This is a genomic window from Nocardioides aquiterrae (assembly GCF_039526625.1).
Classification (GTDB): domain Bacteria; phylum Actinomycetota; class Actinomycetes; order Propionibacteriales; family Nocardioidaceae; genus Nocardioides; species Nocardioides aquiterrae.
In genome coordinates, this window is the sequence record NZ_BAAAJE010000010.1 from 33,988 (window position 1) to 56,034 (window position 22,047).

19 protein-coding genes are annotated in these 22,047 nt (G+C 71.8%); all 19 read left to right on the plus strand.

Translation table 11 applies throughout. The annotated features are described in order from the left end of the window. Positions 1-102 precede the first annotated feature (102 nt). The 19 genes from ABD086_RS11895 (at position 103) to ABD086_RS11985 (ending at position 22,037) form a co-directional block, all read left to right on the plus strand. A complete protein-coding gene (locus ABD086_RS11895) occupies positions 103-1,545 on the plus strand; it encodes a trypsin-like peptidase domain-containing protein (protein ID WP_343907743.1) in 1,443 nt (480 codons plus the stop codon). A 73-nt stretch (positions 1,546-1,618) separates the two neighbouring features. Next, positions 1,619-2,329 carry an MBL fold metallo-hydrolase gene (locus ABD086_RS11900; protein ID WP_343907744.1) on the plus strand — a complete coding sequence of 237 codons (711 nt, stop codon included), beginning with the start codon at positions 1,619-1,621 and terminating at the stop codon, positions 2,327-2,329. A gap of 5 nt (positions 2,330-2,334) precedes the next feature. Next, positions 2,335-3,672 (plus strand): histidine--tRNA ligase, encoded by a 1,338-nt coding sequence (gene hisS / locus ABD086_RS11905; protein ID WP_343907745.1) that lies wholly within the window; start codon positions 2,335-2,337, stop codon positions 3,670-3,672. Further along, complete coding sequence (aspS, locus tag ABD086_RS11910; protein WP_343907746.1) at positions 3,669-5,441, plus strand: aspartate--tRNA ligase; 1,773 nt, start codon at positions 3,669-3,671, stop codon at positions 5,439-5,441. The genes hisS and aspS overlap by 4 nt, the downstream gene beginning before the upstream one ends. 167 nt (positions 5,442-5,608) lie before the next feature. Next, positions 5,609-6,625 (plus strand): ABC transporter permease, encoded by a 1,017-nt coding sequence (locus ABD086_RS11915; protein WP_343907747.1) that lies wholly within the window; start codon positions 5,609-5,611, stop codon positions 6,623-6,625. A 99-nt stretch (positions 6,626-6,724) separates the two neighbouring features. After that, entirely contained in the window at positions 6,725-8,467 is a 1,743-nt protein-coding gene (locus ABD086_RS11920; protein WP_343907748.1) for an ABC transporter substrate-binding protein, read from the plus strand. Between the two features lie 196 nt (positions 8,468-8,663). Beyond that, positions 8,664-9,680, plus strand: coding sequence for an ABC transporter permease (locus tag ABD086_RS11925; RefSeq protein WP_343907749.1), 1,017 nt, complete (start codon positions 8,664-8,666; stop codon positions 9,678-9,680). Positions 9,681-9,689: 9 nt separating this feature from the next. Beyond that, a complete protein-coding gene (locus ABD086_RS11930; RefSeq protein WP_343907750.1) occupies positions 9,690-10,736 on the plus strand; it encodes an ABC transporter ATP-binding protein in 1,047 nt (348 codons plus the stop codon). Then, positions 10,733-12,046, plus strand: a complete 1,314-nt coding sequence (locus ABD086_RS11935; protein ID WP_343907751.1) for an ABC transporter ATP-binding protein — start codon at positions 10,733-10,735, stop codon at positions 12,044-12,046. Before ABD086_RS11930 ends, ABD086_RS11935 begins: the two co-directional genes overlap by 4 nt. Before the next feature lie 16 nt (positions 12,047-12,062). Beyond that, positions 12,063-13,436, plus strand: a complete 1,374-nt coding sequence (locus ABD086_RS11940) for a replication-associated recombination protein A (RefSeq protein ID WP_343907752.1) — start codon at positions 12,063-12,065, stop codon at positions 13,434-13,436. A 246-nt stretch (positions 13,437-13,682) separates the two neighbouring features. Beyond that, positions 13,683-14,180 (plus strand): hypothetical protein, encoded by a 498-nt coding sequence (locus ABD086_RS11945; RefSeq protein ID WP_343907753.1) that lies wholly within the window; start codon positions 13,683-13,685, stop codon positions 14,178-14,180. Further along, positions 14,177-14,461 (plus strand): DUF6167 family protein, encoded by a 285-nt coding sequence (locus ABD086_RS11950; RefSeq protein ID WP_343907754.1) that lies wholly within the window; start codon positions 14,177-14,179, stop codon positions 14,459-14,461. The genes ABD086_RS11945 and ABD086_RS11950 overlap by 4 nt, the downstream gene beginning before the upstream one ends. After that, complete coding sequence (gene alaS / locus ABD086_RS11955) at positions 14,461-17,160, plus strand: alanine--tRNA ligase (RefSeq protein WP_343907755.1); 2,700 nt, start codon at positions 14,461-14,463, stop codon at positions 17,158-17,160. Before ABD086_RS11950 ends, alaS begins: the two co-directional genes overlap by 1 nt. Further along, positions 17,160-17,615: a Holliday junction resolvase RuvX gene (gene ruvX / locus ABD086_RS11960; RefSeq protein ID WP_343907756.1), complete on the plus strand. Its 456-nt coding sequence runs from the start codon at positions 17,160-17,162 to the stop codon at positions 17,613-17,615. The genes alaS and ruvX overlap by 1 nt, the downstream gene beginning before the upstream one ends. After that, positions 17,615-18,796: an endolytic transglycosylase MltG gene (gene mltG / locus ABD086_RS11965; protein WP_343907757.1), complete on the plus strand. Its 1,182-nt coding sequence runs from the start codon at positions 17,615-17,617 to the stop codon at positions 18,794-18,796. The genes ruvX and mltG overlap by 1 nt, the downstream gene beginning before the upstream one ends. Beyond that, positions 18,793-19,611 (plus strand): shikimate dehydrogenase, encoded by an 819-nt coding sequence (locus tag ABD086_RS11970; RefSeq protein WP_343907758.1) that lies wholly within the window; start codon positions 18,793-18,795, stop codon positions 19,609-19,611. Before mltG ends, ABD086_RS11970 begins: the two co-directional genes overlap by 4 nt. Further along, positions 19,608-20,321, plus strand: a complete 714-nt coding sequence (locus tag ABD086_RS11975; protein ID WP_343907759.1) for a prepilin peptidase — start codon at positions 19,608-19,610, stop codon at positions 20,319-20,321. Before ABD086_RS11970 ends, ABD086_RS11975 begins: the two co-directional genes overlap by 4 nt. Before the next feature lie 34 nt (positions 20,322-20,355). Then, positions 20,356-21,534 (plus strand): chorismate synthase, encoded by a 1,179-nt coding sequence (gene aroC, locus ABD086_RS11980; RefSeq protein ID WP_343907760.1) that lies wholly within the window; start codon positions 20,356-20,358, stop codon positions 21,532-21,534. Further along, positions 21,531-22,037, plus strand: a complete 507-nt coding sequence (locus ABD086_RS11985; RefSeq protein ID WP_343907761.1) for a shikimate kinase — start codon at positions 21,531-21,533, stop codon at positions 22,035-22,037. The genes aroC and ABD086_RS11985 overlap by 4 nt, the downstream gene beginning before the upstream one ends. Positions 22,038-22,047 lie beyond the last annotated feature (10 nt).

Here is a 22,047-nt window from a genome sequence, read left to right on the forward strand (position 1 = left end):
GGGTCTCCGGGCCCTGCCACCGCGGGACCACCGACCCTGCCCTCGGCCCCGGGCCGCTCTCTACGTTCGTAGTACGGAGAGACTCTGCGGCAGGAGGGTGTCATGAGCCATCGTCGTCGCAGCGCAGCCGCGTGCGTGGCTGCACTTGCGCTCACCGGACTGTCCGTCCTCGGGGCCGGCGCCGTCCGAGCCGACGACCCCGCGGGGGCGGAGACGCCCCTCGAGCGGGTCAACGCCCTGGTCCAGCCGAGCATCGTCTACCTCGAGCAGGACTGGGCCGCCTACGTCTACGACAAGGCCAACAAGCAGTACCTCAACGGCGGCCAGCAGTTCCAGCTGTCGTTCCAGTGCACCGGCTTCGTGGTCAACCCGGACGGCTACATCGCCACGGCCGGTCACTGCGTCGACCTGGACGAGGTCAAGCCGGCGTTCTTCCAGGCCGCAGCCCAGTGGGCCATCGACACCGGCTACTACGTGGAGCCCTCGCTCACCGTCGACCAGGTCGTCGGGTTCCAGGACTACCGCGTGGAGACCTACGACAAGGTCAACCGCGCGGACCTGGTCATCCAGGTCGGGTGGGGTGCCGCGGCCTCGGGCATCAGGACCGCGGAGGTACGGCGCGCGCGCGTCGTGGACAAGCTCGGGCCGGACGCCGGGGACGTCGCGCTGCTGAAGGTCGAGGCCACCGGCCTCAACGCGCTGCCGCTGTCGGACCAGGAGGTCGACGTCGGCACCGACATCGTGTCGGTCGGCTACCCGGCCTCGGTCGACACGGTGACCGACCCCGACCTGACGCCGAGCTTCAAGGACGGGGCGATCAGCTCCGTGAAGACCGTGCAGGGCGGGCTGCTCACCGTCTACGAGATCTCCGCGGCGGTCTCGGCGGGCATGAGCGGTGGACCCACCGTGGACCTCGACGGTCAGGTCGTCGGCGTGAACAGCTTCGGCATCGCCGGCGAGACCCAGCCGTTCAACTTCGTGCGTCCGGCCTCGCAGCTGGCCGAGCTGCTCGCCGGCGCCGGGGTGGACAACGTGGTGAGCGAGACGACGACGGCGTACCGGGACGGCCTCCAGGCCTACTGGGACGGCGACAAGGCCGTGGCGGTGGAGAAGCTCTCGGCCGTGGTCGACGAGCAGCCGAGCAACGCGCTCGCGGCCGAGTACCTCGACAAGGCGGAGGGGCTGCCCGAGCCGCCCGCCGAGGAGTCGGGCTCGAACGGTGCGCCCGTGCTCCTGATCGGCCTCGGCGCCGTCGCCCTCGTGGTGGTCGCCGGTGGTGTCCTCGCGCTGGTCCTGGTGCGCCGCGGCCGGAAGGCCCCGCCGGCTCCGCCGTACCCGCCGACCGTGCAGCAGCCCGGTCCCGTGCCGGTCGCCCCGCCGCCGACGCCGGCGCCGGTCCCGGTGGGGAGCGCCGGCCCCGCACCGGCGCCACCGGTCCCGCCGCCCGCCGCCGGCCCGCACGAGCACCACTTCTGCGGCCACTGCGGCGAGCCGATCGAGCACGACGCGCAGTTCTGCACGAACTGCGGCTACCACGTCGACTGAACGCGCTGCCTCCCTCGGCGGCGTCGCGGCCACCGGTGCGACGCCGCCTCGGCGCGCTGGGTAGGCTGCCGGGGTGCTGATCGCCGGATTCCCAGCGGGCCCGTGGGGCACGAACTGCTACGTGGCCGCCACCGGTCCCGGTAGCGAGTGCGTGGTCGTCGACCCCGGCAAGGACGCCGCCGAGGGCGTCGCCCAGGTGGTCCGCGAGCACCGGCTCAAGCCGGTCGCCGTGCTGGTCACGCACGGCCACGTCGACCACATGTGGTGCGTGGCGCCGGTCGCCGGCACCTACGACGCGACCGCGTGGATCCACCCGGCGGACCGGCACCTGCTGGCGAACCCGATGGCGGGGCTGTCCCCCGAGACCACGCAGATGCTGCTCGGCGGGAAGTACGAGTTCGCCGAGCCCGACGACGTCCGTGAACTGGCCGACCGCCAGGAGCTCGAGCTGGCGGGGCTGCGGTTCGTCGTCGACCACGCACCCGGCCACACCGAGGGATCGGTGACCTTCCGGTCGCCGTACGAGCGGGACGACGTCTCGGAGGTCATGTTCTCCGGCGACCTGCTGTTCGCCGGCTCGATCGGGCGCACCGACCTGCCCGGCGGCGACCACCCCACGATGCTGCGCAGCCTGCGCGACAAGGTGCTGACCCTGCCCGACGACGTCGTGGTGCTGCCCGGTCACGGCGAGCAGACGTCGATCGGCCGCGAGCGCGCTACGAACCCGTTCCTCCTCGAGCTGCAGTCCAGCGACGACACCCCCCGCGTCACCCGAGGTCTCTGAGTCAGATGAGCAACAAGCCGACCCCGCTCAGCGGGTTCCCCGAGCTGCTGCCCGAGCAGCGCTTCGTCGAGCAGCAGGTGATCGACACGCTCCGGCGTACCTTCGAGCTGCACGGCTTCGCGGGCATCGAGACCCGCGCCGTGGAGCCGATGGACCAGCTGCTGCGCAAGGGCGAGACCTCCAAGGAGGTCTACGTCCTCCGGCGGCTGCAGGAGACCGAGGCCGCAGCCGACTCCGGCATGGGCCTGCACTTCGACCTGACCGTCCCGTTCGCCCGCTACGTGCTGGAGAACGCCGGCAAGCTGGAGTTCCCGTTCCGCCGGTTCCAGATCCAGAAGGCCTGGCGCGGCGAGCGTCCCCAGGAGGGCCGCTACCGGGAGTTCACCCAGGCCGACATCGACGTGGTGATGAAGGACGAGCTGCCCTTCCACTTCGACGTCGAGGTCGCGCGCGTGATGGCCGAGGCGCTGTCCGGGCTGCCGCTGCCGCCGCTGCGGCTGCGGGTCAACAACCGCAAGCTGATCGAGGGGTTCTACCGCGGCATCGGGGCCGAGGACCCGCAGGCGGTGATCACGATCATCGACAAGCTCGACAAGCTGCCCGAGGACGCCGTCGCGACGCTGCTGGGCACCGACGCCGGCCTCGGCGACGAGCAGGTCCAGCAGTGCCTCGCGCTCGCGCGGATCAGCACCACCGACACGTCGTTCGTGGAGCGGGTCCGGGAGCTGCGGGTGGAGCACGACCTGCTCGACACGGGGCTCGCGGAGCTCGCCGCGGTCATCGACGGCTGCGCGAGCGTGCGCAGCGACCGGTTCGAGGTCGAGGCCAGCCTGAGCCTGGCTCGGGGCCTGGACTACTACACCGGCACGGTCTTCGAGATCTACATGGTCGGCTTCGAGTTCCTGAAGTCCGTCGGCGGGGGAGGACGGTACGACGCGCTCGCCTCCGACGGCCGCAGCACCTACCCGGGCGTGGGCATCTCGTTCGGCATCAGCCGATCGCTGGTGCCGCTGATGAGCCGGGGCCTGCTGAGCTCCGACCGCAAGGTGCCGAGCGTGGTGCTGGTCGCGCTGGCCGACGAGGAGAGCCGTCCGGGCAGCGACGCCGTGGCGACCGCGCTCCGGGCCCGCGGCATCCCGTGCGAGGTCGCGGCGAGCCCGCAGAAGTTCGGCAAGCAGATCCGGTACGCCGAGCGCCGGGGGATCCCGTACGTGTGGTTCCCCGACCAGAGCGAGGTCAAGGACATCCGGTCGGGGGAGCAGGTGGCGGCGGACCCCGCCACCTGGACCCCGCCCGCCGAGGACCTGCGACCGCAGGTCACGATGAAGGAGACAGAGCAGTGATCCGCACCCAGGACGCCGGCGCCCTCCGCGCCGAGCACGTCGGCCAGACCGTCACCCTCGCGGGGTGGGTGGCCCGTCGGCGCGACCACGGCGGCGTGGCCTTCCTCGACCTGCGCGAGGCCAGCGGGGTCGTCCAGGTGGTGGTCCGCGACGAGGAGGTCGCGCACGCGCTGCGCAGCGAGTACTGCATCAAGGTCACGGGCGAGGTGAGCAAGCGCCCGGAGGGCAACGCCAACCCGAACCTGCCGACCGGCGAGGTCGAGGTCATCGTCTCCGACCTGGAGGTGCTCAGCGCCGCGGCACCGCTGCCGTTCCCGATCGACGAGCACGTGGAGGTGGGCGAGGAGGCGCGGCTCCGGCACCGCTACCTCGACCTGCGCCGCCCCGGACCGAACGCCGCGCTCCGCCTGCGCAGCCAGGTGAACAAGGCCGCGCGCGACGTCCTCGACGGTCACCGGTTCGTCGAGGTGGAGACGCCGACGCTGACCCGCTCCACCCCCGAGGGCGCTCGCGACTTCCTGGTGCCGGCCCGGCTCCAGCCGGGCAGCTGGTACGCCCTGCCGCAGAGCCCGCAGCTGTTCAAGCAGCTGCTGATGGTCGCCGGGATGGAGCGCTACTTCCAGATCGCGCGCTGCTACCGCGACGAGGACTTCCGTGCCGACCGCCAGCCGGAGTTCACCCAGCTCGACATCGAGATGAGCTTCGTCGACCAGGACGACGTCATCGCGGTCTCCGAGGAGATCCTGGTCGCCCTGTGGCGGCTGGTCGGCCACGAGATCTCCACCCCGATCCCGCGGATGACCTACGCCGACGCCATGGCCCGCTTCGGCTCCGACAAGCCGGAGCTGCGGATGGGCCAGGAGCTGGTCGACTGCACGGCGTTCTTCGCCGACACCCCGTTCCGGGTCTTCCAGGCGCCGTACGTCGGCGCCGTGGTGATGCCCGGGGGCGCCGGCCAGCCCCGCAAGCAGCTGGACGCCTGGCAGGACTGGGCCAAGCAGCGGGGCGCCAAGGGCCTCGCGTACGCGCTGGTGCAGGAGGACGGCGAGCTGACCGGCCCGGTCGCCAAGAACATCTCCGACGAGGAGCGCGCCGGCCTGGCCGCCCACGTCGGCGCGCAGCCCGGCGACGCCATCTTCTTCGCCGCCGGACCGGTCAAGGCCAGCCGCGGGCTGCTCGGCGCCGCGCGCCTCGAGATCGGCCGGCGCTGCGGTCTCATCGACGAGGACGCGTGGGCGTTCGTGTGGATCGTGGACGCGCCGCTGTTCGAGCCGACCGCCGACGCGACCGCGTCCGGCGACGTGGCCCTCGGCTACAGCGCCTGGACCGCCGTCCACCACGCGTTCACCGCGCCGCAGGACGTGGAGGGGTTCGACCGGGACCCCGGCAGCGCGCTCGCGTGGGCCTACGACATCGTGTGCAACGGCAACGAGATCGGCGGCGGCTCCATCCGTATCCACCGCGAGGACGTCCAGAAGCGGGTGTTCGCCGTGATGGGGATCGACGAGGCGGAGGCGGAGGAGAAGTTCGGGTTCCTCCTCGAGGCGTTCAAGTACGGCGCGCCGCCGCACGGCGGCATCGCGTTCGGCTGGGACCGGATCGTCGCGCTGCTCGCCGGTAGCGACTCGATCCGCGACGTGATCGCGTTCCCGAAGTCCGGTGGCGGTTTCGACCCGCTCACCGGAGCTCCTGCGCCGATCACGCCCGAGCAGCGCAAGGAGGCCGGGGTGGACGCCGTGCCGGCGAAGGACGTGCCGTCCGAGGGGTGATCCGGCGAAGATGTAACAAGTCAGCGTCGAGACCAGATCGTTACAAGCAGATGACCCGATGATGCGTGGGCGTCACATAGAGTCGCACCGGTCGCCGGCCCTCCGGCTGTCCGTGATCCGGCACTACGGAACCGACGACCACGCACATCCGACACGACAGAGGTGCCATGTCCGTTCAGGCTTCGAACCTGGAGAGTGAGCAGCTTCCCGACCCCACCGCGGGCCCCGGGGGAGATCTCAGCAAGATCGCCGGCCAGTCGCCGACCAAGCTCGCGATCGGCCGGTTCCGTCGCGACAAGCTGTCGATGATCGCCTTCGTCGTCGTCGCCCTCTACTTCATGGCCGCGCTCGCCGCTCCGTTCCTGGTGAAGTTCGGGGTGCTCGACCCGACGAGCTTCAACAGCGACCTGATCGACGGGAACAGCGGCGGCCTGCCGATCGGCAAGTTCGGCGGCGTCAGCTGGGACCACCCGCTCGGCGTCGAGCCGGGCACCGGCCGGGACGTCCTCTCGCGGGTCTGGTACGGCATCACCTTCTCGCTCGCGATCGCGATCTCGGCGACGATCATCGCGATCGGCGTCGGCACGGTGCTCGGCATCATCGCCGGCTTCACCGGCGGCTGGCTCGACGCGATCATCGGCCGCTCGATCGACCTGACCCTGTCGTTCCCCCAGACCCTGATGCTGCTGGCGCTGTCCAGCATGGGCGTGGCGTTGCTGGCCCAGTACCTCCCCGGCGACGCCTCCAGTGACATCCCGAACGGCGTCTACGTCGTCCTCGTCCTCGGCATGTTCGGCTGGCCCGGTATCGCCCGCATCATGCGGGGCCAGGTGCTGTCGGTCCGCGAGCGCGAGTTCGTCGACGCCGCGGTGCTGCTCGGCGCGCCGCGCCGGCGGATCTACTTCAAGGAGATCCTGCCGAACCTGTGGGCGCCCCTGCTGGTCACCTTCACGTTGACCATGCCGGTCTACGTCTCGGCCGAGGCGGCGCTGAGCTACCTCGGTGTCGGCATCCACCCGCCGACGCCGACGCTGGGCAACGTGCTGCGGAGCTCGATCAACTACTCGAGCGCCGACTTCCTGTTCTTCTTCGCCCCGGCCTTCCTGATCATGATCATCGTGGTCAGCTTCAACCTGCTGGGCGACGGGATCCGCGACGCGCTCGACCCCAGGGCCGCGCGTTGACCGCCTCCTCGTCCCCCCAGTGAATCCACCAGTCTTCGGCGACACCGAGTCGTCGAATGTGCCGCCGCTCCAGGCGCGTCACACACTCAAGGAGAAGTAATGTTCAAGTATCGAAAGCGGGTGTTCGCGGCCACGGCTGCTGTCGCGCTTGCTGCCGGTCTCGCCGCCTGTGGCGGCGGCAGCTCGGGCAACGGCTCGGGGAACGGCACCAGCGAGCCCACGTCCGAGGCCAAGGGCGGCGACCTCCTCTACTACCTCTACACGCCGATCGAGCACCTCGACCCGCAGCGCGTGTACGTCGGTCGCGACATCACCAACCTGAGCCGGACCGTCTACCGCACCCTGGTGGCCTTCCCGATCTCCAACGACCCCGAGGTGGCGAACACGCCGGTGGCGGACCTCGCGACCGACACGGGCACCTCGACCGAGGGCGGCAAGACCTGGTCCTTCACCGTCAAGGACGGCGTGAAGTGGGAGGACGGCCAGCCCGTCACCTGCGACGACTTCAAGTACGGCGCCTCGCGTGCGTTCGCGACCGACGTGATCACCGGCGGCCCGAACTACATCCTCAGCTACCTGGACATCCCGACCGACCCGAAGACCGGTCTGCCGGCCTACACCGGTCCGTACACGGGCAAGGGCCAGGACCTGTTCGACAAGGCGGTCACGTGTGACGGCAACACGATCACGTACCACTTCAACAAGCCGTGGCCGGACTTCCCGCTGGCGATCGCGGGTCTGCACATGATGGACCCGTACCGCCAGGACAAGGACCAGGGCGACAAGTCCAACTACCAGATCTTCTCCAACGGCCCGTACCGCCTGGACGGCGCCTGGAACAAGAACAAGGGCGGCACGCTGGTCCGCAACGAGAACTACGACGAGTCCACCGACTCGCCGGAGCTCCGCAAGGCCCTGCCGGAGACCATCGAGTTCCAGATCGGTCTCACCCCGGAGAACCAGTACGACCGCCTGATCGCCGACACCGACCCGAACGCGATCACCGGTACCTCGGTGCCGCCGGCGTACTACAGCCAGATCGAGGGCCCGATCGCGGACCGCTCCGTCCTGGTGGACTCGCCCTACGTCTACTACCTGGTTCCGAACTTCCGTAGCCCGGTCATGAAGGACCCGGCGGTCCGCCAGGCGCTGGCCGTCTCGACGAACTCCGACGCCTACAACGTCGCCCTCGGTGGCGACAAGGCCGGCTCCCCGGCCGAGTCGATCGTCAGCCCGGCCGTGGTCGGCTACCAGGAGAACCCGGCGTTCTCGGGCTCCAACTCCGGTGACCCGGAGGCGGCCAAGAAGATCCTCCAGGACGCCGGCGTCTCGATGCCGGTGAAGATCAAGTTCACCTACCCGACCTCGGAGACCGCCGACAAGTGGGCGGCCGCGCTGAAGGAGACCTGGGACCAGGCCGGCTTCGACGTGACCCTCGACGGGCTCGGTGACACCTACTACACCGTCATCCAGAAGCCGGACAAGGACTCCGACGTCATGTGGGGCGGCTGGGGTGCCGACTGGCCGTCCGCCATCACCGTGACGCCGCCGCTGTTCGACAGCCGTCCGAACCTGACCGCCGCCTCCGACGGGCAGGACTACGGCGCCTACGACAGCGACGAGTTCAACAAGCTGGTCGACGAGGCCGCCAACGCGTCCGACCTGGACGCGCAGACGGCCGCCCTCCAGCAGGCGGACGAGCTGCTCGGTCAGGACGTCGCCTACATCCCGCTGAGCATCACGAAGTTCTACATGCTGCACGGCTCGAAGGTCACCAACTACACGACGACTCCGGCGTCGAACGGTTACCCCGACCTCGGCGCCATCGGCGTGGAGAGCTGACCACTCAGCACCCGCAACACCGGTAGCACACCGCGTCGGGCGGTCGCCTCTCAGGCGGCCGCCCGACGCCCGGGGGTGAGGACCTCGTCGAGGGGTCCTCACCCTCACCTCCGTCCAGGGTGCATGCTGGTGCCAGCACGACCTGCCGGCCCGGCCTGCGTACCCGAAGTGAATCGTCCCCGAGGTGGTCCCACCCATGTTCGCCTACGTCATCCGTCGCTTGTTCATCGGCGTGATCCTGCTCCTGGTGATGAGCCTGGTGACGTTCGTGCTGTTCTTCGCCTCGCCCGTCGACCCCGGTCGGTACGCGTGCGGCAAGAACTGCTCGCCCGCCCAGATCAAGCAGACCAACAAGGCGCTCGGCTACAGCAAGCCGGTCGTCGAGCAGTGGACGGACTTCCTCAAGGGAGTCGTCGCCGGGCGTCAGTACCCCGACGACGCCGAGCTGCGCGCAGCGGCTCCCCAGCTGGTGACCGACTGTCCCGCCCCGTGCCTCGGCTACTCGGTCGTGAACTCCACCACCGTCAACGAGGAGATCAAGGAGGCCTTCCCGGTCTCGCTGTCGCTGGCCCTGGCGGCCCTGGTCATGTGGGTCACGGGTGGCGTCATATTCGGCACCATCGCGGCGGTGCGCAAGGGATCGATCGTGGACCGCGGCATCGTCGCCGCCTCGCTCGTCTTCTACGCGTTCCCCGCGTTCTTCATCGGCATCTTCCTGCTCAAGTTCGTGGCCATCAAGTGGCAGCTGGTGCCGCCACCGGCGTACACGCCGATCGCGGAGGGCGGACCCGGCCTGTGGCTGCAGGGCCTGCTGCTCCCCGGCCTGACCCTGGCGCTGCTGTACATGGCCGGCTACGTCCGGATGACCCGTGCGTTCGTGCTCGAGTCGATGACCGAGGACTACATCCGGACCGCGCGGGCCAAGGGCCTCAAGAACCGCCGCGTCCTGATCAAGCACAGCATGCGCGCCGCGCTGACCCCGCTGGTCACGCTCATCGGCCTGGACTTCGCCGGCCTCATGGGTGGCGCGATCATCACCGAGACGGTGTTCAACTACAATGGGCTCGGCAAGCTGGCGGTCGAGGCGAACCTGACCTACGACCTGCCGACGATCATCGGACTGGTGCTCCTGCTGGGCAGCTTCGTGATCGTCGCCAACATCATCGTCGACGTGCTGTACGCCGTCATCGACCCGCGCGTCCGCGTCGGCTGAGGGGGGAACTTGTCCAGCTTTCTTTCGGTCCGTGACCTGAAGGTCCACTTCCCGACGGTCGACGGCGTCGTCAAGGCGACGGACGGGCTCTCCTTCGACCTCGCCAAGGGCAAGACCCTCGGCATCGTGGGTGAGTCCGGCTCCGGCAAGTCCGTGTCGAGCTCCGCGATCCTCGGCCTGCACCGCAACACGACCGCGCAGGTCAGCGGCGAGATCCTCCTGGACGGTGTCGACCTGCTCAAGGTCAGCGACGAGGAGATGCGTCGCCGCCGGGGCAAGGACGTCGCGATGATCTTCCAGGACCCGCTCTCGGCGATGCACCCGTACTACACGGTCGGCAACCAGATCGGCGAGGCCTACCGGGTCCACCACGACGTCAGCAGGAAGGTCGCCAAGGCCCGCGCCGTCGAGATGCTCGACCGGGTCGGCATCCCGCAGCCGGACCGTCGCGTCGACGACTACCCGCACCAGTTCTCGGGCGGCATGCGCCAGCGCGCGATGATCGCGATGGGGCTGATCAACAACCCCGGCCTGCTGATCGCCGACGAGCCGACCACGGCGCTCGACGTGACCGTCCAGGCGCAGATCCTGGACCTGCTCCAGGACCTGCAGCGCGAGTTCGAGTCGGGCGTCATCATCATCACCCACGACCTGGGGGTCGTCGCCGAGATGGCCGACGACGTGCTGGTGATGTACGCCGGGCGGGCCGTCGAGTACGGCACCACCAAGGAGATCCTCACGCACCCGGAGATGCCCTACACCTGGGGTCTGCTCTCGAGCGTGCCGGACGTGTCCGGCGACACCAACGCCGCGCTGGTGCCGATCCCGGGCAACCCGCCGAGCCTCCTCAGCCCGCCGAGCGGGTGCCCCTTCCACCCGCGGTGCCAGCACAAGGACAAGGTCGAAGGGGACCTGTGCAGCACGGTGCTGCCGGAGCTGGTGCCGGGCACCCGCACCGAGGGCCACCTCAAGCGGTGCCACATCACCAACCCCGATGTCGTGTTCGAGAGAGAGGTCCTGCCGGAGATCGCGCCGGACCTGGTGGAGGAGCGATGAGCGAGAAGCGCCCGATGGGCTTCGGGGAACCGGCCGACGACGAGCAGCTGCACGTCACGGCGGCGATGCCGAACGACGACCCCTTCCTCGACGGCGCGGACCGGACCGACGACGCCGCGTCGTACGTCGGGGTCGAGACGGCCCACACGCCGTCGGTCGCGCAGGCCGACGCGGAGGCGATCCTGGAGGTCCGCGACCTGCGGATGTACTTCCCGGTGAAGTCGGCGGGGATCATCCGCCGGACCATCGGTCACGTGCAGGCCGTCGACGGCGTGTCGTTCCAGCTGCCCGCGGGCGGCTCGCTCGGCCTGGTCGGTGAGTCCGGCTGCGGCAAGTCGACCACCGGTCGGCTGATCACCCGCCTGTACGAGCCCACCGGCGGCTCGATCGTGTTCGACGGCAAGGACATCACGAAGACCTCCGCGCACGGCCTGAAGCCGCTGCGGCGCGAGATCCAGATGATCTTCCAGGATCCGTACACGTCGCTGAACCCGCGGCACACGGTCGGGTCGATCGTCGGCGCGCCGCTCGCGATCCACAACGTGGTGCCGCGAAACAAGATCATCCCGCGCGTGCAGGAGCTGCTGGAGATCGTCGGCCTGAACCCGGAGCACTACAACCGGTACCCGCACGAGTTCTCGGGCGGCCAGCGCCAGCGCATCGGCATCGCCCGCGCGCTCACGCTGCAGCCCAAGGTGCTCGTGGCCGACGAGCCGGTCTCGGCGCTGGACGTGTCGATCCAGGCGCAGGTGATCAACCTGCTCCAGGACGTCCAGAAGGAGTTCGGCATCGCGTTCCTGTTCGTCGCGCACGACCTGGCCGTGGTCCGGCACTTCTGCCCGGAGGTCGCGGTCATGTACCTCGGCAAGATCGTCGAGGTCGCGGACCGGGAGACGCTCTACAACCGGCCGAACCACCCGTACACCCAGGCGCTCCTCTCCGCCGTTCCCGACGTCAAGCAGGCCGCGGTCGGCGGCCGGCGCGAGCGGATCCGGCTCCAGGGCGACGTCCCGAGCCCGATCAACCCGCCGTCCGGCTGCCGGTTCCGCACCCGCTGCCCGCTGGCCCAGGAGATCTGCGCCCGGGTCGAGCCGCCGCTGCTCCAGGTCGGCAAGCGCCACAAGGTCGCCTGCCACTTCGCCGGCGAGCTGGGCCACCACCCGGACCGGCCGGTGACGGCGTCGCTGCTCGGCGTCGACGACACCGGTACCCCGAACCCGGGTGCGACGCCGAGCGCCGAGGTCGGCAACGAGCCAGGCTACGCGGACACGTGGTTCGACCTGGAGCGCCGGACGATGGCTTCTGCATGAGCCCTACGCTCTGAGCGTGGACGACGGACTCTTCGACGCCCCCGGCTCCGCGGCACCGACAGGTGGGCGGACCGGGGGCGGCTCGCTGAACGCGAACACGCACGCGTCGGCGCCGCTCGCCGTCCGCATGCGACCGCGGACCCTCGACGAGCTGGTCGGCCAGGAGCAGCTGCGCGCGCCGGGATCGCCGCTGCGGCGGCTGGTCGAGGGCGACCAGCCGATGTCGCTGCTGCTCTGGGGTCCGCCCGGCACCGGCAAGACCACCATCGCGGCGATCGTCAGCCAGCAGACCGACCGGCGGTTCGTCGAGGTGTCGGCGGTGTCGGCCGGCGTCAAGGAGGTGCGCGCCGCGATCGACGGCGCGCGGGCCGAGCTGGTCGCGACCGGCCGGGAGACGGTGCTGTTCGTCGACGAGGTGCACCGCTTCAGCAAGGCCCAGCAGGACGCGCTGCTGCCCGGCGTCGAGAACCGCTGGGTCACGCTGATCGCCGCCACGACGGAGAACCCCTTCTTCAGCGTGATCTCCCCGCTGCTCTCCCGCAGCCTGCTGCTCCGGCTGGAGTCGCTGACCGACGCGGACGTGCGCGCGGTCCTCGACCAGGCGATCGTGGACGAGCGTGGCCTGGCCGGCGCGGTCGCGGTCGACGAGGACGCGCTCGAGCACCTGGTCCGGCTGGCCGGCGGCGACGCCCGCCGTTCGCTGACCTACCTGGAGGCGGCCGCGGGAGCGGCGACCGCGCAGGGGCTCGACACCGTCGACCTGGCGACGGCGGAGACGGCCGTGGACCGCGCCGCGGTGCGCTACGACCGGCAGGGCGACCAGCACTACGACGTGGTCAGCGCGTTCATCAAGTCGGTGCGGGGCTCCGACGCCGACGCGGCGCTGCACTACCTGGCCCGGATGATCGAGGCGGGGGAGGACCCGCGGTTCATCGCCCGGCGGTTGATGATCCTGGCGTCCGAGGACGTCGGGCTGGCCGACCCGACCGCGCTCCCGACCGCGGTCGCCGCGGCGCAGACCGTGCAGCTGATCGGCATGCCCGAGGCCCAGCTGACGCTCGCCCACGCCACGATCGCGCTCGCGGTCGCGCCGAAGTCCAACGCCGTCACCACCGCGATCGGCGCCGCGCTCGCCGACGTCCGGGCCGGGAAGATCGGCCAGGTGCCACCGCACCTGCGCGACGCCCACTACGCGGGTGCGAAGAAGATCGGCCACGGCGCGACGTACAAGTACAGCCACGACGAGCCGTTCGGCATCGCCGAGCAGCAGTACGCCCCCGACGTCGTCCTCGACCGGGAGTACTACCAGCCCACCTCGCTCGGCGCCGAGGCCGCGATCAAGGAGCGCTGGGAGCGGGTCCGCCGGCTGATCCGTGGCGGGGACGCGTGAGCGGACCCGCCGATGGTGGTCGAGCGAGCCGCGCGGCTGAGGAACGAAGCCGCGACCGGCGTGTCGAGACCCGGTGACGTGAGCGGACCCGCCGATGGTGGTCGAGCGAGCCGCGCGGCTGAGGAACGACGCCGCGACCGGCGTGTCGAGACCCAGTGACGTGAGCGCCGACCCGGAGTCGGTCGAGCGCACGCCTCCGGGGTCTCGACAGGCCCGACCAACGCCCCCGCGATAGGGTCGGTGACCATGCAGGACTGGATCGTGCCCGCGGCGACCGGGGTGCTGGCGCTGGTCGCGCTGGGACTCGGGAGCGCGCTGCTGCGCGCCCGGGCCCGCACCGACCACGAGCTCGCGGCGTCCCGGGCCGAGACCGCCTCGCTCAGGGCCCAGCTCGAGGAGCTGGAGCGCCGGGTGGTGCTCCCGCCGCCGCGGACGGCGGCCGCCACCGAGTTCGTCATCACCAACCTGGGCGACCCCGAGCCCGCCGCGCCCGAGCCCGCGCCGCGGGTCGGCGGTGCCCTGTTCGCCGACCTGGTGCTGCGCGAGACCGTGGTCAAGGCGGCCTCGCTGGCCCACGGCGTACGCCGGGCGCTCGACCCGGAGACGCGCAACCGGATTCGCTTCGAGATGCGGCGCGAGGTCAAGCGGGCGCGCAAGCAGCGCAGGGCGGACACCCGGGAGGCGCGCCGGGAGTGGGAGGCGCGCCGCCGCGCCACGCTCGACGGAGAAGGCTCGGCCGCATGAGGCGCGGGCTCTGGTTCGTCGCCGGGGCCGGTACCGCCGTCTACGTGATGGCCCGGGGCCGGCGCGCGGCCGAGGCGCTCACGGTCGACGGGCTCAAGGACCGCGTCGGCGCGCTCGGGCTGGGCGCGCGGATGGTCCGCGACGAGGTCGCGCAGGGCCGGGCCGAGAAGGAATCGGAGTTGCGCGAGCGGCTGGGGCTCGTGCCTCATGGAACCCCCGAGCTCACGGGTGGCCGCCACAAGGCGGTCCCGCCCCCGACAACGCAGGAAGGCAGCAACTGATGGACACCGCGGAGATTCGCCGGAGGTTCGTGGCTCACTTCGAGTCGCACGGCCACACGCCGGTGCCGTCCGCCTCGCTGCTGCTCGACGACCCGAACCTGCTGTTCGTCAACGCCGGCATGGTGCCGTTCAAGCCCTACTTCCTCGGCCAGGAGACCCCGCCGTACCGTCGCGCGACCAGCGTGCAGAAGTGCGTGCGCACGCCCGACATCGAGGACGTCGGCAAGACCACCCGGCACGGCACGTTCTTCGAGATGTGCGGCAACTTCTCGTTCGGCGACTACTTCAAGGAAGGCGCGATCGAGTACGCCTGGGAGCTGGTCACCAAGCCGATCGCCGACGGCGGCTTCGGCCTGGACGAGAGCCTTCTCTACCCCTCGATCCTCGACGGTGACGACGAGGCGCTCGCCCTGTGGCGGAAGGTCACCGGCCTGCCCGACGAGCGCATCCTCCGGCTCGGCCGGAAGGAGAACTACTGGTCGATGGGCGTGCCCGGACCCGGGGGACCGTGCTCGGAGATCCTCGTCGACCGTGGTCCCGCCTACGGCCCGGACTTCGACCCGAGCAGGCTCGGTCCGGACATGCCGGTCCAGCTCGAGGACCGGCTCCTCGAGATCTGGAACCTCGTCTTCATGCAGGACGAGCTGTCCGCGGTGCGGTCCAAGGAGGACTTCGACATCGCCGGCCCGCTGCCGAAGAAGAACATCGACACCGGCATGGGCCTCGAGCGGGTCGCGTTCCTGCTCCAGGACAAGCCCAACATGTACGAGATCGACGTGATGTTCCCGGTCATCGAGAAGGCCCAGGACCTGACCGGCCGCCGGTACGGCGCCACCCACGACGACGACGTCCGGTTCCGCGTCATCGCCGACCACGTCCGCAGCTCGATGATGCTGATCGCGGACGGTGTCACGCCCGGCAACGAGGGCCGCGGCTACGTCCTGCGCCGCCTGCTGCGCCGCGCGGTCCGCTCGATGCGGCTGCTCGGGTACGACGACCCGGCGCTGCCCGAGCTGCTCCCGGTCAGCCGCGACAAGATGGGGGAGACCTACACCCAGCTGCACCAGGACTGGGAGCGGATCTCGACCGTCGCGTTCGCTGAGGAGCACGCCTTCCGCCAGACCCTGCGCGCCGGCACCACGATCTTCGACCAGGCGACCGCGGCGGTGAAGAAGACCGGCGGCACCCAGCTGGCCGGCGACCAGGCGTTCGCGCTGCACGACACCTACGGCTTCCCGATCGATCTCACGCTCGAGATGGCGAACGAGCAGGGTCTCAGCGTCGACGAGGCCGGGTTCCGCCGGCTGATGAACGAGCAGCGGCAGCGGGCCAAGGACGACGCGAAGGCGAAGAAGGGCCAGCACCGCGACGCCTCGGCGTACCGCGAGGTCGCGGACGCGATGGGCCGTCCGGTGGAGTTCACCGGCTACGACACCGTGACCGACGAGGGCGCCGTGCGCGGCATCGTCGCCGCGGGCGGCGTGGTCCGGGCGGCCGGGCCCGGCGAGCTGGTGGAGGTCGTCCTGGACCGGACGCCGTTCTACGCCGAGGGCGGCGGTCAGCTCGCCGACCAGGGCGTCATCGAGCTCGAGAACGGTGCGCGCCTCGAGGTGCTCGACGTGCAGTCCCCGGTCACCGGCGTGATCGCCCACCACGTCCGCGTGCTGGAGGGCGAGGTGACGCCCGGCCTGTCCGCGCACGCCCTGGTCGACGTCGAGCGGCGCCGTTCGATCTCCCGCTCGCACACCGCGACGCACATGGTGCACAAGGCGTTCCGCGAGGCGCTCGGCGAGACCGCGACCCAGGCCGGCTCGGAGAACTCGCCCGGCCGGTTCCGGTTCGACTTCTCGGCGACCGGGTCCGTACCCGCGTCGGTGATGGCCGACGTCGAGGCGCGGGTGAACGACGTGGTGCTCGACGACCTCGCCGTGCACGCCGAGATCATGACCCAGAAGGAGGCCGTGGCCTCCGGCGCGATGGCGCTGTTCGGCGAGAAGTACGGCGACCGGGTCCGGGTCGTGTCGGTCGGCGAGTGGGCCCGCGAGCTGTGCGGCGGCACGCACGCGGGCAGCTCGGGCAAGCTGGGCGTGATCAAGCTGCTGGGCGAGTCGTCGATCGGCTCCGGGGTGCGCCGCGTCGAGGCGCTCGTCGGCAGCGACGCCTACCGGTTCCTCGCCCGCGAGCACGTGCTCGTCAACCAGCTGTCCGACACGCTCAAGGTGCGCCCCGAGCAGCTCCCCGAGCGCGTCAACGACATCGTCGAGAAGCTCCGGGCGGCCGAGAAGGAGATCGAGAAGGTCCGGCTCCAGCAGCTGCTCGCGGCCGGCGGCGAGCTCGCGGCCGGCGCCGCGAAGGTCGGCCCGGTCAACCTGGTCGCGCACCGCGTCGACGGCGCGGGCGGCGGGGACGTCCGCACGCTCGCGCTCGACGTCCGCGGGCGGCTGCCCCAGGGCGAGCCGGGCGTGGTGGTGGTCATCGGTGCCGCCGACGGCAAGGTGTCGGTGGTCGCCGCGCTGAACGACGAGGCGCGCGCCCGCGGCCTGAGCGCGAACGCGCTGGTCCGCGCGATCGGCCCGTTCGTGGGCGGCAAGGGCGGCGGCAAGGACGACGTCGCCCAGGGCGGCGGCACGGACACGTCCCGCATCGACGAGGCGCTGGCGCTCGTCGCCGCCGAGGTCGGGCGGGTCGCCGCCGGGTGATGCGCCACGGCGTACGGCTCGGCATCGACCCCGGGGACGCCCGGATCGGGGTCGCGCGGAGCGACCCGTCCGGGTTCCTCGCCACGCCGGTCGAGACCGTGCGGCGCGGCAAGGGCGACCTGGCCCGGATCGCGGCCATCGCCGCCGAGGAGGAGGCCGTCGAGGTCGTCGTCGGGCTGCCGCGCTCGCTCTCGGGACGGGAGGGTCCGGCGGCCGCGAAGGTGCGCGAGTTCGCCTCCGCGCTGGCCCGCCGGGTCGCGCCGATCCCGGTGCGGCTGGTCGACGAGCGGATGACCACCGTGTCCGCGGAGGCTATGCTGCGCGACCAGGGCCGCACAGGGGGGAAGCGGCGCGCCGTGGTCGACCAGGCCGCGGCCGTGCTCATCCTCCAGCATGCGCTCGACACCGAACGCGGCACCGGAAACCCGCCCGGCGAGATGGTCGAGGAGACCTGATGACCGACGAGCACGACACCGAGTACGACGGCGTGCTCGGCCCGGCCGCGACCGAGACCGAGGAGTCGCACGCTCCGGGCGGCGCCCGCCGCGGGGCGAGGAAGCGGCGCAGCGTGCCGGGCTGCCTGGCCGTCCTGGTGGCGCTGGCCGTGATCGTCGGCGGCTTCTACTTCGTGGTCACCTGGGGCATCGACAAGGTCGGTGAGCAGTTCTCGTCGGCCGCCGACTACGACGGCCCCGGGCACGGCAAGGTCACCTTCCAGGTCGTCAGCGGCGACTCCGCCGCGTCGATCGGGCGCCGCCTGAAGGAGCAGGGCGTGGTCGCCTCCGTCGACGCCTTCATCGAGGCCGCGAACGGCAGCCCGGACTGGTCGAACCTCCAGGCGGGCTACTTCCCGCTGAAGAAGGAGATGGCGGCCGAGGACGCCGTCGCGGTGCTCGTCGACCCCGCGAACATGGTGAAGAGCACCGTCACGGTCCCGGAGGGCCTCCGGGTCGTCGACATCGTCGCGATCCTCGCCAAGGAGACCGACTACAAGAAGTCGGACTTCGAGAAGGTCCTCCAGAAGCCGGACCAGCTCGGCCTGCCCGACTACGCGGGCGGCAACCCGGAGGGGTACCTCTTCCCGGCGACCTACGACTTCGGGCCCGACGCGACGCCGAAGTCGATGCTCGCCGCGATGGTGACCCGCTGGCAGCAGGCGGCGGACGACGCCGACCTCGAGGGCCGGGCCGCCGAGCTCGGCTACTCGCCCGCGGAGCTGATGACGATCGCCAGCCTCGTGCAGTCCGAGGGCCGCGGCGACGACATGCCGAAGATCGCCCGGGTCATCTACAACCGGCTCGAGGGCACCGAGACCAACGGGCTCCTCCAGATCGACTCCACCGTGAACTACGCCGCCGGCAACAAGCTCGGCGCGGTCCCGACGACCGCGGACCTCGAGCTGGACTCGCCGTACAACACCTACAAGAACACCGGGCTGCCGCCGACCCCGATCGAGGCGCCCGGCGACGACGCGATCGCGGCGGCCACGCACCCGGCGGACGGCGGCTGGTACTACTACGTGACCGTCAACCTGAAGACCGGTGAGACGAAGTTCGCGGAGACGTACGACGAGTTCCTCCGGTACAAGCAGGAGCTGGCCGACTACTGCGCGAACGAGTCGGGCGGCGCCTGTTGAGGTGTGCGGTCCTGGGGGACCCGATCGCCCACTCGCTGTCGCCGGTGCTGCACCGCGCCGGGTACGCCGCCGTCGGGCTCGACTGGACCTATGACGCGGTCCGGGTGGGCGAGGACGACCTCGCGCCGTTCCTCGCCGGGCTCGACGCGCAGTGGCGCGGCCTGTCCCTGACGATGCCGCTCAAGCGGCGCGCGCTCGAGGTCGCCCCGCAGGTCACCGACCGGGCCCGGCTGTCGGGCGCCGTCAACACGCTCGTCCTCGACGGCGGCACGGTCGCGCTCGCCGACAACACCGACCTGCCGGGGGCGGTCGCAGCGGTGCGCGAGCGGTACGACGGCCCGGTCGCCACCGGCACCGTGCTCGGCGGGGGCGCGACGGCGGCGTCGACCGGGCTCGCGCTGTGCGAGCTCGGCGCCACGTCGGTGCGGCTGCTCGCCCGGTCGCCGGAGCGCGCGGCCGAGACCGCCGCGGCCATCGCCGCGCACCCCTCGGGCCCGCACGTCGAGGTGCGGCCGCTGGCCGGGGGCGAGGTGGTCGGCGAGGTCGTCGTCTCGACGGTGCCCGCGTCGGCGCAGGACGCCGGCCTGGTCGCCCGCTGCGCGGCGGCGCCGGTGGTGTTCGAGGTGGTCTACGACCCGTGGCCGACCCCGCTGGCCGCGTCGGTCACCGGCGACCGCGTTCTCGTGCGTGGCCTCGACCTGCTCGTGCACCAGGCGGTGCTGCAGTTCGAGCTGTTCACCGGCCGGCCCGGACCGCTCGCGGCGATGCGCGCGGCCGGGGAGCGGGAGCTCGCCGCCCGGCGGGCCGCGGGGTGAGCGTCGAGCCGGCGGCGGTCGCGCTCGGCGCGGTCGGCTGCAGTGCGGCGGGGCTGCTGGTGCCGGCGCTGGTCCGCCGGATCCCCGAGCCCGCGGAGCCCGATCCCGGCAAGACGACGTACGCCGCGATCGCCGCGGGGCGCACCCTGCCGACCGTCGCGGCGGGGACCTGCCTGGTCGCCGGCGGGCTGGTCGGCCTCGGCGTCGGCCTGGCGTGGCCGCTGCTCTTCCTGCTGCCGCTGGTGCCCGTCGGGGTGGCGCTCGCGGTCGTGGACCTCCGCACCCGCCTGCTGCCCACCGCCGTCGTGTGGCCGACGTTCGGCGTGGTCGCCGCGCTCGGCTGCCTGAGCGCCTGGCTCGAGCGGGACCCGGACGCGCTCGTGCGCGCGTGGATCGGCGCCGCCGCCGTCTTCGCGTTCTTCTACGCGCTGTGGTGGATCCACCCGCCCGGCATGGGGTTCGGCGACGTCCGGCTCTCGGCGGTGCTGGGGTTCTCGCTGGCGTACCTGGGCTGGCCGGAGGTGCTGGTCGGGGTGTACGGCGCGTTCCTGGCCTTCGCGGTCCCCGGCCTGCTGCTCGCGGTGTTCCGCCGCGACCGGGGAGTGCTCAAGGCGGCGTACCCGTTCGGACCGTTCCTGCTCGCCGGCGCGCTCGCCGGGGTGGTGCTCGGCGAGCCCCTCTGGTCCGGTCTCGTGCCGGGGTCGGGGTGAATCCGCACCGGACCGGTCGTGAAAGACTGGGCCCATGCTGCGCTGGCTGACCGCGGGCGAGTCCCACGGCCCCTCCCTGGTCGCGATCCTCGAGGGGCTGCCCGCCCACGTCCGGGTGACCTCCGCCGACATCGCGGACGCGCTGGCGCGCCGGCGGCTCGGCTACGGCCGCGGCGCCCGGATGAAGTTCGAGCAGGACGCGGTCACCCTGGTCGGCGGCGTCCGGCACGGCGAGACGATCGGCGGGCCGGTCGCCATCGAGGTCGGCAACACCGAGTGGCCCAAGTGGGAGAAGGTGATGTCCGCCGACCCGGTCGACCGGGCCGAGCTGGACGCCCTGGCCCGCAACGCGCCGCTCACCCGGCCCCGGCCCGGCCACGCCGACCTGGTCGGTATGCAGAAGTACGACTTCGAGGAGGCCCGGCCGATCCTCGAGCGCGCGTCCGCCCGCGAGACCGCGGCGCGCGTCGCGCTCGGACGGGTGGCCTCGAACTTCCTCGAGCAGGCGGTCGGCGCGCGGATCGTCTCGCACGTGATCGAGCTCGGTGGCGTGCGCGCCCCCGGCGGCCTGTGGCCCGATCCCGACGACGTCGCCCGCCTCGACGCGGACGAGGTCCGCTGCCTCGACCCCGACACCAGCGCGCAGATGGTCGCGCGCATCGACCAGGCCCACAAGGACGGCGACACGCTCGGCGGCGTCGTCGAGGTGGTCGTGCACGGCCTGCCCCCGGGCCTCGGCTCGCACGTGCACTGGGACCGCCGGCTCGACGCCCGGCTCGCCGGCGCTCTGATGGGCATCCAGGCCATCAAGGGGGTCGAGGTCGGCGACGGCTTCGAGCTCGCCGCGACCCCCGGCTCGCAGGCCCACGACGAGATCGTCCCCACCGCCGACGGCATCCGCCGGGTCAGCGGCCGGTCCGGCGGCACCGAGGGCGGCATGACGACCGGCGAGATCCTGCGCGTGCGCGCCGCGATGAAGCCGATCGCCACCGTGCCCCGTGCGCTGCGCACCGTGGACGTCACCACCGGCGAGGAGGCGGTCGCGCACCACCAGCGGTCCGACGTGTGCGCCGTACCGGCCGCCGGCATCGTCGCGGAGGCGATGGTCGCGCTGGTGCTCGCGGACGCCGTCCTGGAGAAGTTCGGGGGCGACTCGGTGGCCGAGACCCACCGCAACGCGCAGGCCTACCTGGACTCGCTGCGCTACCGATGATCGTGCTCATCGGCCCGATGGGCGCGGGCAAGACGACGGTCGGCCGCCTGGTGGCGGCACGGCTGGGATCGGCCGTGCGCGACACCGACCACGACGTCGAGGCGACCGCCGGCCGACCGATCTCGGACATCTTCGTCGAGGACGGCGAGGAGGCGTTCCGCGCCCTGGAGCGCGCCGCGGTGGCGGACGCGCTGGCGAGCCACGACGGCGTCCTGACGCTCGGCGGCGGGGCGGTCCTCGACCCCGGGACGCGCGAGCTGCTCGCCGGCCACGACGTGGTGTTCCTCCGCGTCGGCCTGGCGGACGCGGTGAAGCGGGTGGGGCTGGGTACCGGCCGGCCGCTGCTGCTCGGTAACGTCCGCGGCCGGATCAAGACCCTGCTCGACGAGCGCACGCCGGTCTACGAGTCGGTCGCGACGCTGGTCGTGGACACCGACGGGCGCACCCCGGAGGATGTCGCCGGGGAGATCGTCGCAGCGCTGACCAGGAGGGAGCCCTCGTGACGCCGAGAAG